Raw genomic sequence first — 14,864 nt, forward strand, 5'->3', positions numbered from 1 at the left:
GAAGAAAAGGGAGAGCCGAACATGGACTATATCAATATTGCCGGCTTGAAAAAGCCGTGCGCCCAATTGATGATGGGCACGGACTACTACAAACCCGAGCTGCTGGACACGGTCGGGGACATTTTGGACGCCTACATGGCGCTGGGCGGCAATGCCGTCGATTCCGCGTACATATACGGGGGCGGCAAGAGCGAGGAAACGATCGGTCTGTGGATGGAATCGCGGAAAAACCGCAAAGAGGTGCTCGTGCTTACGAAAGGCGCGCACCATAATGCGCAAGGCCCCCGAGTGAACAAGCAGGCGATCGACGAGGAGCTGGCTATCAGTTTGCAGCGGCTGCGGACCGACTACGTCGACCTGTACGCGCTGCATCGAGACGATCCTAACGTACCGGTAGGACCGATCATAGAGGCGCTGAACGAGCATATCGAGGCTGGCCGCATTCATGCGATCGGCGTGTCGAACTGGACGCACGGCCGCATTCAGGAGGCGAACGATTACGCCGCCGCCCACGGCCTCGTCGGCTTTACGTTCAGCAGCCCGAACCTCAGCCTCGCCAAGCCGAACGAGCCGTTCTGGGCAGGCTGCGTATCCGCAGATAGCGACGCTTGCGCGTGGCACAAGGAGAAACAGCTCCCGCTGCTCTCATGGTCGTCGCAGGCGCGCGGATTTTTCACCGGCCTGTTCACACCGGAAGTACGCGACAATGCCGATCTCGTTCGCGTCTTTTACAGCGACGACAACTGGGAACGGTACCGCCGTGCCGAGTCGCTTGGCAAAGAGATGGGCGTATCAACGATTCAGATCGCGCTGGCTTATGTGCTTAACCAGCCATTCCCGACTTGCGCTTTGATCGGCCCGAAAAACGTTGCCGAGCTGAATTCCTGCCATGACGCAACACGCATCCGTTTAACCGAGGAACAACTCAGCTGGCTGGATTTGTCCGCAGCTTTGAAAGCGATCTAAACAACCTCCAGCAACAAACAAGCGCCGAGAAAAAACGAAGCCCCTCCCAATGCGCGAAACATTCGGGAAGCGCTTCGTTCCTCTAGGCGCTTTTTTATCTAACGAGCACTTCATCGAGTTGCTTCGATTAGAAGCTTTTCTTCATGCAGCACCGCGGCTGCGGGCCGCTTGGACTGATACGACATCGCCATATCCACGTACGCCTCCTTGCCGCTGAGCTCGGCAATGTCCATTTTGCCGTCGCCATTCAAGTCTCTCACGAGCAAACGGCCATCCGCGTGACCCCACGGCCCCATCCGGGACAACAGCTCGAACTGCAGCGCGCCGGTTTGCTGGTACACGGCAAGCTTCTTCTCCTCCGCATTCCAGAAACAAACGTCCTGCTTCCCGTCCCCGTTGAAGTCGCCAATGTAAACAACTCCGTCTTCCCCGGTAGGGATAGTAAGCCGAAGCACATTGCGCTTCCAGCTTAGCGAAGCCGTATCGGGGACTAGTTCGATCCATTTTGAGGAATGAGGAAACGGGATGTACAGAGAATCATTCCCATCGCCGTCCAGGTCGCCGACCGTAAGCGGCACCGGCGAGTTGCGGTCCCATGGCCTTGACGCCATCGGGACGAGTTCTCCCCGTCTCAGCACAAAGCTTTCCAGCTCGCTGCCTTCCGACGATTCTCCGGCTATAATCCACTCTTTATCGGCTTTTCTCAGCGCCAGCATATTCGCCCATCCGCGCTTGTTCGTATTCCATGAGCGAGATAGGACGAATTCGCTGCCGTTAGACCGGTACATCTCCATCGTTCCGTTCGCTCTCATAATCCATAAGTCTGCCTTGCCGTCGAAGTCGCCGTCAAACAGCGTCCATACGTCACCCTTGCCGAATTTGAGCTTGCACCATACTTTCGGCGGTAGCTGCGCCTCGTTGCGGAGCCCGCGAAACTGTCCTTCGGTGACGACGATTTCGCTACTCATTTTGTCCCACATCACAATGTCCGTTTGCCCTTTGCCGGTTACATCTCCGAGCTCGACAGATCGTTCTTTGCCGGTCCCGACCTTGACGCTATGCGCCGGTACAAACGGGATATAGTCGGTAAGCGACATGAACCGGTACCCTTTGGCGGCGAGCCGGGGCAGCAGCTTTTGCAGCGGGCTTTTTTCCTCGGAAGGATAACGGTATACCGGCAGTCCGTCTTCGATGACGGGCTCTCCCAGCTCATCCGTAACGGCAATCAGATGCTTGAATTCAAGAAACGGGTGAAAAAATAAGGCTGGCAGCTTGTCGGATTTGCCAAGCTGATTCGTAATGATGTCAACATCGCGGTTATACGGAATGTACGAAAGCGGAGTCGGCACATAGATGGAGCCGAGCGAAGCAGAGCCGAAGCCTTCATTGCGTGCCAGAGAGTATTGCGGGTACAGCGCATTCCGGTTGAGCTGCACGTCGGCTTGAAAGTTCAGCCCGAAGTAGCTGCGGAATACCGCATCCTGTGCCGGAAGCGTATGATAATGCGGCGCTTCCCAGAAGTACGGGAACAAGCCGGCCCGGCGAAACGTCTCCGCCCCCTGCTCGACTCGTAACGAGGCGAACTGCGGCGTGAGCGTTTCTTTGACATCCGGCACATAAAATTCGTTGCCGATCCCGGATTCCTGATGGCCGTCCTCGCGGAACGTATCGCCAACCTGATGCGTATATCCATGCATGCCGAGCACCGCTCCGGACCGGACCGCGCCATGCAGCAGCCCGTCGAACAAACTTATATAATCGTTATCGAGCTGGTCAATCGAGACGTCGTACCGGGTGCCGTCCTTGGCTACGTTGATCCAGCGGGGAATCACCGCGATCTGGTAGCGAACATCCCGCTCCTGGAGCATTCGCATAACGGCCCGCAGCTTGCCGAGCTGCTCTACGCTGCCGTATTGACCGCCTGGCCCGACGTCTTCGAGCCGAAGCAAAATATGCTTCGGCATATTGTCGTTACCCTCGGCAGGGACGAAATAAATCGCGCCGGAAATAAGAAAAGCGGCTAATACGGCCCAAACGATACGCGCGCGAAATCGCAGCAATGACCAAAAACGTTTCAAATTGCGAGTCCCTCCTGATGCTTGCAGACCTAACTATGGTAGTATTATATCTAAAACGCTTACAAAAATCATCAACAAAAAAAGCTCTCCCGTTTCATGCCAGGAGAGCTTCCCTATCACCTTGAAAATCGGCTTAACCGGCCGCACTTCCCGCCCGGGTCGCTTGACGGTCGATCGCTTTAAACGCCAGAAGCAGCGAGATCGCCGCGAAGCAGAGCGTTCCGCCGATCGCGAACGGCAAATTCATATGCAGATGAAAAGCGCCCATCCCCATCAGCGGTCCGGCAATACGTCCCAGGCTGTCCATTGACGAGTTCAAGCCGGTGGCGACGCCTTGGCCCATCTTCGTTTTCTGGGTAATGAGCGACAGCACGCACGGCCTGATGAGCGAGTTGCCAGCCGAGAACACGGTCAAAAACAAAGTGGCCGTAAGCAGACTGGACGACAGCAAAATAAGGAAAAATCCGGTCCCGGATAACAGCAGCCCGATCGCAATCACCTTCGGCTCGTCGCCCGGCTTGACCATCCGTCTGACGACACCGCCTTGAATGGCCGCTCCGACGATCCCGCTCACCAGGAACATGATGCCGATATCCATCGGTCCGGCGCCAAACTTGATCGCTTCGAAATATTGCAGCGTGCCTTCCATCCCTGCGAGCGTAAACGTCACAAAAAACGATAGCATGTACAAATATTTGAGCGCACCCGAAAACGCCGTCCAGCGGGAAACCCGCTTCCGCTCCCCGCCTCGCTTCGAAGGCGGCAGCGATTCGGTCAGACGGGCGGCAGCGAGCGCAAACGTGACGAACGAAAGTGCCGATGCCACAAAAAACGGCACGGACATGCCGAATCCGGTCAGCAGCCCGCCGACGGCCGGGCCGAAAATAAAGCCGAGACCGATCGACATGCCGACAAGCCCCATCCCTTTCGTCCGGTTTTCTTCTGTCGTAATATCAGCCACATAAGCGACCGCGCATGATGTAGCAGCTCCGGAGAACAACCCGCCCAATATCCGCGATGCATAGAGCAGCCAGAGCTGATCGCCGGCAAGACCGAGCATCAGGAAGCTGATCGCAAATCCGCACAAACCCATCAGCAGAACCGGCCTGCGCCCGATCCGGTCGGACAGGGAGCCCCAGAACGGCGACATGAGAAACGAAACGGCCGAATACAGCATGAGCATCATATTCAGATGAAAAGGACCGACAATTTCCGGCAATACCGGAATGATGATGCCAAACCCGATAAAAATCGTCATAAGGATCAGCATAATCGCTGAAAGTTGCTTCTTCACCATGCAAGCCTCCGACTTCTATGTAAATAGGAAAATGGCGCGTCAATCGACAAGCCATAACTTCAAGCTATTTTACCACAATTTGACGCCTTACAGCTATGAACAATTGTAGAACGAACAACACGATCAGCACGACCCCGCTCGCGATAAAAGGTGCGCGATGGCCGATCGCATCCCACAGCTTTCCCGATATGATCGGGCCGAACACGTTGCCGCAGCCTTCGATAGTCAGAAAAAATCCCCAGATCGCTCCCCGCTTTTCGCTCGGAATCACGGAAGCGATCATCGCATTCCATGACGGAATAAGCAGCGCGTAGCCGATTCCCATCAAAGTGACAAGCACGAGGATAACCGATACTTGCGTGATAAAAGGGAATGTCAGCAAACTGAACGCGCTTAGCAGCAGGCCTGCGTTTATGAACCATTTGGTCCCCCAACGGTCCACGAGCTTGCCTACCGGCACGAGAAACAGCACCGTAATCGCCCCGCCAGCAACGAGAAACATGCTGTACTGCGTCGGCGACAGATGGAGCACGGTTCGTGCATACAAGGTAAGCACGGGTGTCAGCAGGCCGAGGGCAAACGTTTGCGCGAACAAAGCGGGATAAAACGCCCAACTGACATGCAGCGAGCTTCTCGCTTCATCCAAATAGCGGCGGATTTTGTCCAACTGGCGGCTCCACACGCTTCCGGCCTGGCGACTTTTGCTGCGTTTGCCTTTCCATTCCGCCCACATCGTCTTGACGCTCGCTGCACCCCGCTTATCCCCCGCCGGCAAAAAACACGTTACGATCACGCACAGGACGGTAAGCAACAAAAGCAGACGAAAGGCGAGCGTATACGTTTCGCCGACAAAAAAATTGATGACCACCGGCCCTAGCCCGACTCCGGACAACCAGGCCGTATAGATGACCGACATCATCGTGCCGCTGCCGTTTTCCCCAACCGATTCCGTAGCCCCCGTAATCACGCACGGCCATAACGGCGATGTGCCGATACCAAGTAGCGTACAGGCGACAATTAACCACGCCGAATGGGAAAATGTAACCATAATCAAAACCGAAACAAACGTGAGCAGCACCCCGGTCAGCATGACCGGACGGTATCCGATTTTGTCGATCAGCCAGCCGACCGGGGAACGGAATACGTTATCCCCGATATATTGAAACGCCATCGTCCAGCCGATAATAAAAGTCGAGATGCCGAGCGCCGACTTCATATAAATCGGCAAGATCGAAACGAGAATAGCCCCTTTGACGAATTCAACAATGAACATAATAACCAGCAGCATGAGGACAAAGGGAGTAAACAGCCCCTTTTGTTGCTTCCAGAACGACACCAGCCGATTCACGCGTCCACCCTCTATCCGTAGCTTGAAAATGCACCTAATGGTTCCCGTATTCTACCACCACTCGTTAGTGTTCCCGAAAATCCCGGGTTTTCTCCTCTCTTTGAAAATATTTTAACCTTGCGCATGCAATTGTTAAATGACATATAATTTTAACTTGCATGTGATCATGCAATTGTTAAAAAGACATATAATTTTAACTTGCATGTACCCGTCAATTTGATATACTCAAGCTTGTTTAAGATTACCATTCGAAAATGGCCCGGAAGGAAGGGGATGTCCGCATGGATCACAACCGTACACCACTTTTTACCGCATTAACCGAGCATGCGGCCAAACGCCCGATTCAGTTCCATATCCCAGGACATAAGAAAGGAGCCGGCTCCGATCCCGAATTCCGCTCGTTTATCGGAGACAACGCGCTCTCGATCGATTTGATCAATATTGCGCCGCTTGACGATTTGCACCAGCCGACCGGCGTCATCCTCGAAGCTCAGAAACTTGCCGCCGATGCGTTCGGCGCCGATTATACGGTATTTTCCGTGCAAGGCACTAGCGGAGCGATCATGACGATGATTATGTCCGTCGTCGGCGAAGGCGACAAAATTATCGTGCCGCGCAATGTGCATAAGTCGATTTTGTCCGCGATTATTTTTTCCGGCGCGAAACCGATTTTCCTTTCGCCCGTCAGGGATACGAATTTGGGCATCGATCACGGCGTAACGACCAGCTCGGTCCGGAAAGCGCTCGGCAGGCACCCGGATGCGAAAGCAGTCCTCGTCATCAATCCGACGTATTATGGCGTCTGCGCCGATCTGAAAGAGATCGTAGAGCTGGTGCACAGCTACGACATACCGGTTCTCGTCGACGAGGCGCACGGCGCGCTCATTCATTTCCACGACGAGCTGCCGATTTCCGCGATGAAAGCGGGAGCGGATATGGCGGCTACCAGCGTGCACAAGCTGGGTGGGTCGATGACGCAAAGCTCGATCTTGAACGTGCAAGGTCCGCGCGTCAACCAGCGGCGCATCCAAACGATCATCAGTATGCTGACGACGACATCCACCTCGTACCTGCTGCTTGCCTCGCTGGATACGTCACGCAGAAAGCTGGCGCTTCACGGGAAGCAAATGGCCGAACATTCGATTCGGCTGGCCCAATACGCGCGCAGCAAAATTAACGAAATACCGGGCTTGTACTGCTTCGGAGAAGATATTCTCGGTACGGAAGCGACCTTCGCTTACGACCCAACCAAAGTTACCGTGCACATTCGTCATCTCGGCATAACCGGATACGATGTGGAGAACTGGTTGCGGGACCGGTACAACATCGAGATCGAGCTAAGCGACATGTACAACATTTTGTGCCTGGTTACGCCGGCCGACACGCAGGAAAACGTGGACATTTTGCTCGAGGCGCTAGCCGTGCTCGCATCCGAGCATACCGGCAACGAGGCGAATGAACTGGTGATCAAAATACCAGAAATTCCCCAGCTGTCGCTTACGCCCAGGGACGCCTTCTACGGCGATACGGAGCTTGTTCCTTTCAAGGAATCGGCTGGCCGCATCATGGCCGAGTTCATCTACGTCTATCCGCCGGGCATTCCGATCTTGCTGCCGGGCGAAGTCATCTCGCAAGAAAATATCGACTACATCGTCGAGCATCTCGAGGTCGGCTTGCCGGTCAAAGGTCCCGAAGACCGTACGATCGAAAACGTGAAAGTCATTGTGGAGACGAAGCCTATTTTTTAAGCTTTCCACCCAGCAAAAAAAGGAGATGACCGCTTAGAGCGGAACCATCTCCTTTTTGTATGCGAAGGCCCTTAATATTGATCTACAAACTGCATGTACGGGATGAGCTGCTTCAAAAATACGGACACTTCCTCCGCTTCTTCCTCCCGAAGCTGGAACGCACGCTGCAAATGAGCCAGATGATCGAGATCGTCATAATCGAGCAGACAGGAGCGGTTCGTCTGCATGCAGATCACCATCGGTTTGCCGAAAAAAGCCGTCGTGTACACGATGCCGAAATCGTAGCGTGTCCGCTCGGTTGCAAAACCGACAAATTGGACGTTCGCTTGCTCCGACGTGTCATACAATCGATCAAACATGCGATCACGCTCCTATTAGATTGATTATTCTGAATATTTGTATTATTTTGCTAGTATAGCACGAATTCATAGAGTCGGCAACCGAAATATTCCACTCCTCTTTTCTGTTCGTCGTCTATCAGAAGCCTCGCCGATGTTGTAAAAATATAGACGAAATGCTATGATGTTCATGGGAAAAACGGAACAACAAGGATGGTGTAACGATGGCGCAAAGCGCTTACATTTATCTTGTGGACGGATCAGCCGCGTCCACCCTGACGCTTGACGAATTGAAGGAGCATTTGGGACGATACAGGGAGCAAACCGCCCTGACGGGCCGGCAGCTCGGATGGGATTATGCCGCTTCCGCATTTCCGTATTCGGTGGAAACGAAGCCCGAGGGACAAGGAAAGTGGTTTTATTTAAAAGGAACAAACCCGCTCTATAAATATATTTTGTTCGGAGTCGGCAGCAAGCAGTCGGAGGACAAGGAGCAGTCGTACATTCAGATTACGCTGCCTGACGATGCGACTCATGGCGACAAGTCGAAGGGCAACGAGCTGTGCAAATATTTGGCCAAACATCTGAAGGCGGAATTGCGCTTGTTTAACGGAAGAACGATGTACTTCAATCCTCGCAAATAAGCTCATCGCAGCCAGGTACGAAAGAGCCTCGCATTCGGCACAGCAAAAAAACAGCCTCCTATTCCGCTTCGGAAAGGAGGCTGCCGTACATTTACGCTTGAGCTTCGCTTGCAACAATCTGCTCATAAACCGCCGTTACATGCTCCCACTCGGCATCGTCCTCGATGTTGACCAGGAACGATTCTTCGCCCTCTTCGTCGATCCGGAAAATGATGCTGTCCGATTCCGGTTCTTTCCGATCAAGCAGTACGGCGTATGCTTTGCCTTGTGTTTCGAACGTATATACGATCACCATTTCGTGCTCGTTGCCGTCTTCGTCGGTCAGGATAAACACGTCTTCCTCGTGCTCGTCGCCACAACCGCAATTGTCGCCATGCTGATGCTCGCTCATGCAAGACCCTCATTTCATCGATTGAATTAAAAACCGTTCCTATCGTACCATTTTCACCTATACCGGTCAATGAAGGTCATCTCGGTTTATTCCGATATAATCGTCTTTTCCGATACGACGGAGTAGTCGTGAGCGTCATCCAGCTTGATTTTGAACTGCACCTTGTATTTGCCGAGCGAGTCGAACGTGACATTCTCAAGCGGCCAGCTGTACCAGAAGCTGTCCTTGCTTTCCTGAAGCACAACCGCGTTGGTCGAGCGAATAACGCTGCCGGCCGGCGATACGAGATCGATACGGAACGACTGAATCGGCGTCGTCAAACTGTCGACTTGAGCGGCAACGACGAAATCAAGCTTGTTTCCCTTGCTTACTTTGCCGAACGGCGTCTTCGGGGAATCGTCCTTGGCGATATCTTTCGCTACGAACATATGTACATTCGGCTTGTATAAATAAGCCGTTTTCGACTCATCGTCCCATCTGACGATCGTACCGAGTGAATCGGTCATTTCACGCAGCGGAAGCACGACGCGGCCGTCTATCATAAACGCCGGGACATCCGAAGTGGACACCCCTTCATTATTGATTTGCACTTTCACTTTCGTAAAGCCTTGATAGTCTCCCCATGGCGAGCCTGCATAGACAATTCCCGCACCAAGCATAACCAATGTTGTTGTAAGTAGAGCAAGCCGCTTTACCTTCATTGCGAAAACCTCCATCAATCTTTTCATTATGAACAGTTATACCGAGAAACGATGGAAAAGTTGCGCGGAAGATCGCAAGAAAAATTTGCTTTTTTGGTCCACTACGTATACAATATTTACCCATTTATTCCATCCGTTTCCTTCCAACAGAAAAAATCTTATTTTGCCCGCTGAATAGTAGTTACAAAGATCTCCAGAATCATGTAAACTTGAATGGAAAATAACGAGAATGAGGAAGCGAACAACAGCATGAACCAAAATTTCGGATTGCCAGCGGAAATTGATCAAATGAAGCGACTTCTCGAACGGACCGCCAAAAAATACAGGTACAATTTTCGTCATCCCCGCGTCATCGAAATCAGTCAGCAGCTCGACAAATTAATCGTGAACATGATGCGGCGCAACCGGTAAAGTACGGAAGGCGATCAAGACCGATTTCCCGCGCTGGCGCCGACCGGCTTATACCGATTAAGACGCGCAGCTTGCCTTGGAACCTCTCTTGACCGCCCCGATCCTCATTTCGTATAACGGGTAAGCACGCAGGGGACGCCCTCTCCGACCGCGCCTGGCCTTTCCATCAACGCCATATACTTGATACCGCGCGCACATTGCTTCTTGCAGACGGTGCACACGTCGGACGTGACGAGCTTATAGTGCGCCTGCGGCTTGCCCGACGACAATTTTTTGATTTTTTTGCCTGCCATTCTCTCTACCTCCCGCGCTTCTACACCGAATGCACTTGTTCACCGGAGCTTAAGCTCCTCTGTATCCTATGCGGGTGCGGATTGCGAAGACTCCGCACTTGTCCCTATGCGGTGAAAACTTTGCGGATTCGTGCAACAATAGCGCGAAAATTTGTCGAAAAAACAGGACCTATTCTTTCAAATCCGGTGGAAAAATGATACAGTAAACTATATTGCGGGATTTGGACAGAAGGGGGAAGCTTGTGTTGAGCATCAAGATCCGAATGATCGGCACCGGGTCGGCATTTGCCAAAAAATATTTCAATAATAACGCGCTTGTCACAAGCGGCGATTATACGCTGCTGATCGACTTCGGCATCACCGGTCCCCTGTCGATGTATCAGATGAACATGCCGCTTGACCGGATCGACGGCGTCGTGGTGACCCATCTTCATGCAGACCATATCGGCGGACTCGAGGAGCTGATGCTGCGTCTGAGGTTCGATTATAAGAAGAAGCCCACTTTGTTCATAGAAGAACACCTCGTGCAGCCGCTGTGGGACTATTCGCTGCGCGGCGGCCTGGAGTTCGGGGCAGGCGGTACGCAAAAGCTGGACGACTTCTTTCATATTATTCCGCTCACGGCCCGCAAGCCTCAAGAGGTCGCTCCCGGCCTGCGGCTCGAAATATGGCCGACCCGGCATTTTCCGGATATGCCGAGTTATGCGATTATTCTGAACGACAAGCTGTTTTACAGCGGGGATACGGTATTCGATCCGAATCTGATCGGGTCCGCTCTGGAGCGGGGCTGCGACTATATATTGCACGAATGTCAATTGGAGGGCCAGGGGCTGTTTCATGCCACGCTGGCGGAGCTGCTGACACTGCCGGAGGACGTACAGCGCAAAGTTCGGCTGATGCATTATGGCGACCATATGGAGCAATATATCGGCCATACCGGCCTCATGACCTTCCTGCATCAACACGAAACCTATGAATTTCCGATATAAGCGAGCGAGTAGAATGGGAATCAGCACAAAAAACCGGGCCTAGGCCCGGTTTTTCCATGCATCCATCTAAAAGATCGGCAATTGGTCGAGATTGTTGCTGGGATCGCCGTCCGCATCCCCACGAATATACGTTTCTCCGTCTCGGCCTTTGAACGCGTTAACGCCTTGAATCGTTCCCGATTTCACTTCCGCCAGCGCTTGTTCGTAGTTCAGTTCGCGTCCGGTCGATGTTTTGAAGGCGGTAATGTCTCCGTCTCCGTTTTTTTGCACAGCCACGAAGGACTCTCTTTCCGTTCCGGGTTCGTAACTCATACGATGCAGCTCCTTTTCAATTGGATAGAAATCGCTGTACCTCGTTACTATTCCCAGTACGGAGCGGAATATGTCGGCTCAGTTGCCACTCAGCTGCTTGCGCATACGCACATGTTGAATGCCGGCATCGTCGAATGGCTCATCCGAGATCGTCACGTAACCCAAACGACCGTAAAACGGCTCCGCCTGCACCTGCGCGTCCAGGATGGCGTACCGATAACCAAGACGGTCCGCGAGCCGCTCCGCCCCTTCCATAATCCGTTTCCCCAAGCCTTGCCCTCTTCGCTCACGCGCTACCGCGACACGCTGGATTTTGGCCGTTTCCGCATCGTAATGTTTAACCCGGGCCGTTGCAACCGGGATTCCTTCATCTGTAAGCAGCAGATGCGCGCATTCCCCGCCAGGTATGTCATATTCATCAATCTCCAGCTCTTCCGGCACGTTCTGTTCAGCTACGAATACTTCTTTACGCAGGCGAAGACATTTGTCGAGCTGATCTTGGCCGTTTACCTTTATTAGTTCCATGCTGATGTAGTCTCCTTCGGGCAAAAAATTCTCGGCAGGCTGTATTCTTTATTATAGCCTTAAGCCTCGCTTCGCGCACATTCAGGAACGGATCGACATCATATTGCCGGAGGAATACCTGCGCAGTCCGCGGTAAAACAGCCAAATGCCCACGGCCGTCAGCAGCGCCGCCATCCCGGTCGCCCCGGCCAAAAACGTCCATTTCACCTCGCGCAGCAGCCCGATCGGCAAATAACTGATAAACCCGGCGGGGATGACCGTAAACAGCACAAGCCGGGCCGTCCCTTTAAAAATATCGGTCGGGTATGTAGCGAATGTGAGGAAACCGTTAAACACCTGCATCCCGATTCCTTCCGCATTGCCGATGTAAAACGCCAGCGTCTGCGCGATGACATTAAAGAAAACAAAAATGACGGTAGCGAGCGCTAGCCCGAATGCGAATTTCAAAAACCCCGTCAAAGAAAAATCACCGAAAATGCCATACAGCAGCAAACCGAAAATAACGTCCCCGATTGCCGATACCGACATGCGGCTGATCAGCACATGCAGCAGCACCGGCTTCGGCTGGACCAAATACGAATCCAGCTGGCCGTTTGCGATCAATCCCGCCATCGCATAGCTGTTGCCGAACAAAACGGCGGATAGTCCGAAACCTCCGGCGCCGATCGCCCACATCATCATCACGTCGACAAGCTCCCAACCGTTCACGATCGGAAACTTCGTAAAATAAACGCCCCAATAAAAAATCCATACAACATTATTTACGATCATCATGCCCGCCGTCAGCAAAAAGCTCATCCGGTACTCCATCGCCCCGGCCAAATTCAGTTTCCAGCAAGTCAGTACAAATCGCAGCAGCTTAACCGCCGTTGACATTCAGCCTCCGCACTCCTTTCCTATAAACTAACGTTACGGCCACCGCCAGCACCATAACCCAGCTCCACTGGATGGCGACCATGCGAAGCGTCTCGGCCCAGTCCGGCGCTACCGCCGTCTTCGCTGCAAAATAAGCGACGGCTTGGAACGGCAGCCACTGGCTGACGGCCCGAAGCGATTCCGGGAACATCTCCAACGGCAGCAGCATGCCGCCGATCGTGAACAGCAGCTTGTTGTATACGAAATCGAGCCCTCGCGTCTCTTCGACCCAGAAGGCGCACAACGCAATGAGCATTGCAAGCAGAAAATGGACTGTAAAGGAACCGATCATAACGAGCAGGCACAGCGGAACGTTAATCCCGGGCGTGCTCCAGCCGAACCAGCCTATCGCCATCGCCGAGCCGAGCAGCAGGTTGATGACGACCCGAATGGCCGCTTCCCCCATATAACTGCCGTAATGCAAGAGCAAATAGCTGGCGGGACGTATAAGCTGATAAGCGATGTCGCCGTTCTTCACCTCGGCCTCGACCTTCGCATTCAGCCTGGGTGCGGCCAGGACGATCGATTCGGCGACAGCCAAATACCAGATCATTTGCTGAAACGTATATCCGGCGATCTGCTGCTCCCCCACACTCGCATACGTAACCGACCAGAGCTGGAAGAAGATGAACAGGATGAGCAGCAGAAACAGCGAGCGGATGAAAAAGTCTAACGCGTAGGCAAGCTGGTTGCGAACCGTCACCCCGGCAAACGCCGTATATTTCGCAAGCTTCCGGATAGCGGTCATCCCCCGTCCCTCCCTCCGCTGTGGCGATCGTAAATATGCGTAATAATTTTCTCCATCGGAGGGTCCTCGATCGTCACATCGTCAAGCCGGTAACGCGATACGATAAAAGCGAGCACCTGCTCGATCGAAGTTTGTGACGTATCAACCGACAGCTTCAACCGGTTGTCGCCCGCCTCAAGCTGCTCGACGCCGGGATAGTGTATCGGCTCCGGTCTCTCCTTCAGTTGCAGCGCGATCGTTTTGCGCGTCAAGTGAAGCCGCTTCATATCGGCCATACTCGAGTCCAGCATAATCTGCCCGTGGTTGATCACGATCGCCCGGCGGCACAACTGCTCGATATCTCCGGCATCGTGGGAAGTGAGAAACACCGTGATGTTCTCCTCCTCATTCATTTCCCGCAGCAGCTCCCGGATTTTCATCTTCACGACGACATCGAGACCGATCGTCGGCTCGTCGAGAAATACAATACCGGGGCGATGCAGCAGCGCCGCCGCAATCTCGCATCGCATTCGCTCTCCAAGGGACAGCTTGCGGACGGGGACGTCGATGTACGGCCCCAGCTCGAATCGCTCGATCAGTTCGCCTCTCCTTTTGCGGTAGTCGGCCTCATCCAGCTCGTAGATCCGCCTCATCAGCTCGAACGTGTCCGACGGGGGCAGATGGTACCAGAGCTGCGACTTCTGGCCGAACACCGAGCCGATCCGGTAGGCGAGCTTTTTACGCTCCTTCCACGGGCAAAACCCCAGCACCTCGGCCTCTCCTTCCGACGGATGCAAAATGCCGGTGAGCATTTTGATCGTCGTCGACTTGCCGGCGCCGTTCGGGCCGAGAAAAGCTAAAAACTCCCCTGCCTCCACTTCGAGATCGATCCCGCGAACCGCCGTTTTTTCCGTAAATTCCGGACGGAACAGCGCACGCACGCTGCCGGCAAACCCTTCCTTTTTCCTTTTCTGGCTAAATCGTTTGGTGAGTCCTTTTACACGTATCGCCTTCACTGCGCCCTCTCCCCTCCCGCCACTTCACTTTATCCCGGTAAAGTAACAAAGACCTGCGGCATTCCGCTCGTCATGAGCCGGAACTTGCCACAGGTCTTTTATCCCTACGGTGTAACGCGTATAGCATACAGCCTTCGCGTTCGGCTTCGCTCGGTTCGTCAGCGC

Annotated in this window: 17 protein-coding genes; 5 read left to right on the forward strand and 12 right to left on the reverse strand. The window is 53.6% G+C overall.

The features are described 5' to 3' along the window. Nucleotides 1–21 precede the first annotated feature (21 nt). Nucleotides 22–966: an aldo/keto reductase gene (locus D7M11_RS01735; protein ID WP_120745411.1), complete on the forward strand. Its 945-nt coding sequence runs from the start codon at nucleotides 22–24 to the stop codon at nucleotides 964–966. Nucleotides 967–1,076: 110 nt separating this feature from the next. Here D7M11_RS01735 and D7M11_RS01740 read toward each other — a convergent pair whose 3' ends face one another. The 3 genes from D7M11_RS01740 to D7M11_RS01750 form a co-directional block, all read right to left on the reverse strand. Next, nucleotides 1,077–3,044 carry a DUF2334 domain-containing protein gene (locus D7M11_RS01740; RefSeq protein ID WP_120745412.1) on the reverse strand — a complete coding sequence of 656 codons (1,968 nt, stop codon included), beginning with the start codon at nucleotides 3,042–3,044 and terminating at the stop codon, nucleotides 1,077–1,079. A gap of 133 nt (nucleotides 3,045–3,177) precedes the next feature. Continuing rightward, the gene (locus D7M11_RS01745) at nucleotides 3,178–4,338 is read right to left on the reverse strand and encodes an MFS transporter (RefSeq protein WP_120745725.1); all 1,161 of its coding nucleotides are present in this window, start codon (nucleotides 4,336–4,338) and stop codon (nucleotides 3,178–3,180) included. Between the two features lie 67 nt (nucleotides 4,339–4,405). After that, nucleotides 4,406–5,689 (reverse strand): MFS transporter, encoded by a 1,284-nt coding sequence (locus D7M11_RS01750; protein WP_240040918.1) that lies wholly within the window; start codon nucleotides 5,687–5,689, stop codon nucleotides 4,406–4,408. Nucleotides 5,690–5,970: 281 nt separating this feature from the next. Here D7M11_RS01750 and D7M11_RS01755 point away from each other — a divergent pair, with 281 nt between their 5' ends. Next, complete coding sequence (locus tag D7M11_RS01755) at nucleotides 5,971–7,437, forward strand: aminotransferase class I/II-fold pyridoxal phosphate-dependent enzyme (protein WP_120745413.1); 1,467 nt, start codon at nucleotides 5,971–5,973, stop codon at nucleotides 7,435–7,437. 71 nt (nucleotides 7,438–7,508) lie between these two features. Here the strand turns inward: D7M11_RS01755 and D7M11_RS01760 are convergent, their stop codons facing one another. Further along, the gene (locus D7M11_RS01760) at nucleotides 7,509–7,796 is read right to left on the reverse strand and encodes a DUF3055 domain-containing protein (RefSeq protein WP_120745414.1); all 288 of its coding nucleotides are present in this window, start codon (nucleotides 7,794–7,796) and stop codon (nucleotides 7,509–7,511) included. 203 nt (nucleotides 7,797–7,999) lie between these two features. On the opposite strand from D7M11_RS01760, the gene D7M11_RS01765 reads away from it, so the two are divergent. Then, nucleotides 8,000–8,419, forward strand: coding sequence for a DUF1885 family protein (locus D7M11_RS01765; protein ID WP_120745415.1), 420 nt, complete (start codon nucleotides 8,000–8,002; stop codon nucleotides 8,417–8,419). Between the two features lie 91 nt (nucleotides 8,420–8,510). On the opposite strand, the gene D7M11_RS01770 is transcribed toward D7M11_RS01765, so the two are convergent. Both D7M11_RS01770 and D7M11_RS01775 read right to left on the reverse strand, forming a co-directional pair. Next, nucleotides 8,511–8,810, reverse strand: coding sequence for a DUF1292 domain-containing protein (locus D7M11_RS01770; protein ID WP_120745416.1), 300 nt, complete (start codon nucleotides 8,808–8,810; stop codon nucleotides 8,511–8,513). A gap of 86 nt (nucleotides 8,811–8,896) precedes the next feature. Beyond that, a complete protein-coding gene (locus tag D7M11_RS01775) occupies nucleotides 8,897–9,511 on the reverse strand; it encodes a stalk domain-containing protein (RefSeq protein ID WP_120745417.1) in 615 nt (204 codons plus the stop codon). Nucleotides 9,512–9,724: 213 nt separating this feature from the next. Between D7M11_RS01775 and D7M11_RS01780 the strand changes: the two genes are divergently transcribed. After that, a complete protein-coding gene (locus D7M11_RS01780; RefSeq protein ID WP_240040919.1) occupies nucleotides 9,725–9,922 on the forward strand; it encodes an aspartyl-phosphate phosphatase Spo0E family protein in 198 nt (65 codons plus the stop codon). 104 nt (nucleotides 9,923–10,026) lie between these two features. On the opposite strand, the gene D7M11_RS01785 is transcribed toward D7M11_RS01780, so the two are convergent. Continuing rightward, nucleotides 10,027–10,215, reverse strand: coding sequence for a hypothetical protein (locus tag D7M11_RS01785; RefSeq protein ID WP_120745419.1), 189 nt, complete (start codon nucleotides 10,213–10,215; stop codon nucleotides 10,027–10,029). Between the two features lie 245 nt (nucleotides 10,216–10,460). Here D7M11_RS01785 and D7M11_RS01790 point away from each other — a divergent pair, with 245 nt between their 5' ends. Continuing rightward, nucleotides 10,461–11,204 (forward strand): MBL fold metallo-hydrolase, encoded by a 744-nt coding sequence (locus D7M11_RS01790; protein ID WP_120745420.1) that lies wholly within the window; start codon nucleotides 10,461–10,463, stop codon nucleotides 11,202–11,204. A 66-nt stretch (nucleotides 11,205–11,270) separates the two neighbouring features. Here D7M11_RS01790 and D7M11_RS01795 read toward each other — a convergent pair whose 3' ends face one another. From D7M11_RS01795 to D7M11_RS01815, 5 genes are all read right to left on the reverse strand, one after another. Continuing rightward, nucleotides 11,271–11,516, reverse strand: a complete 246-nt coding sequence (locus D7M11_RS01795; RefSeq protein ID WP_120745421.1) for a DUF3892 domain-containing protein — start codon at nucleotides 11,514–11,516, stop codon at nucleotides 11,271–11,273. A gap of 78 nt (nucleotides 11,517–11,594) precedes the next feature. Continuing rightward, entirely contained in the window at nucleotides 11,595–12,041 is a 447-nt protein-coding gene (locus D7M11_RS01800) for a GNAT family N-acetyltransferase (RefSeq protein WP_120745422.1), read from the reverse strand. A gap of 81 nt (nucleotides 12,042–12,122) precedes the next feature. Further along, nucleotides 12,123–12,917, reverse strand: coding sequence for an ABC transporter permease (locus D7M11_RS01805; protein ID WP_120745423.1), 795 nt, complete (start codon nucleotides 12,915–12,917; stop codon nucleotides 12,123–12,125). Continuing rightward, entirely contained in the window at nucleotides 12,901–13,704 is an 804-nt protein-coding gene (locus D7M11_RS01810) for an ABC transporter permease (protein ID WP_120745424.1), read from the reverse strand. Before D7M11_RS01810 ends, D7M11_RS01805 begins: the two co-directional genes overlap by 17 nt. After that, nucleotides 13,701–14,699: an ABC transporter ATP-binding protein gene (locus D7M11_RS01815; RefSeq protein WP_120745425.1), complete on the reverse strand. Its 999-nt coding sequence runs from the start codon at nucleotides 14,697–14,699 to the stop codon at nucleotides 13,701–13,703. Before D7M11_RS01815 ends, D7M11_RS01810 begins: the two co-directional genes overlap by 4 nt. Between the last annotated feature and the right edge of the window lie 165 nt (nucleotides 14,700–14,864).

Source organism: Paenibacillus ginsengarvi (assembly GCF_003626695.1).
In the GTDB taxonomy this organism is placed as follows: domain Bacteria; phylum Bacillota; class Bacilli; order Paenibacillales; family NBRC-103111; genus Paenibacillus_AB; species Paenibacillus_AB ginsengarvi.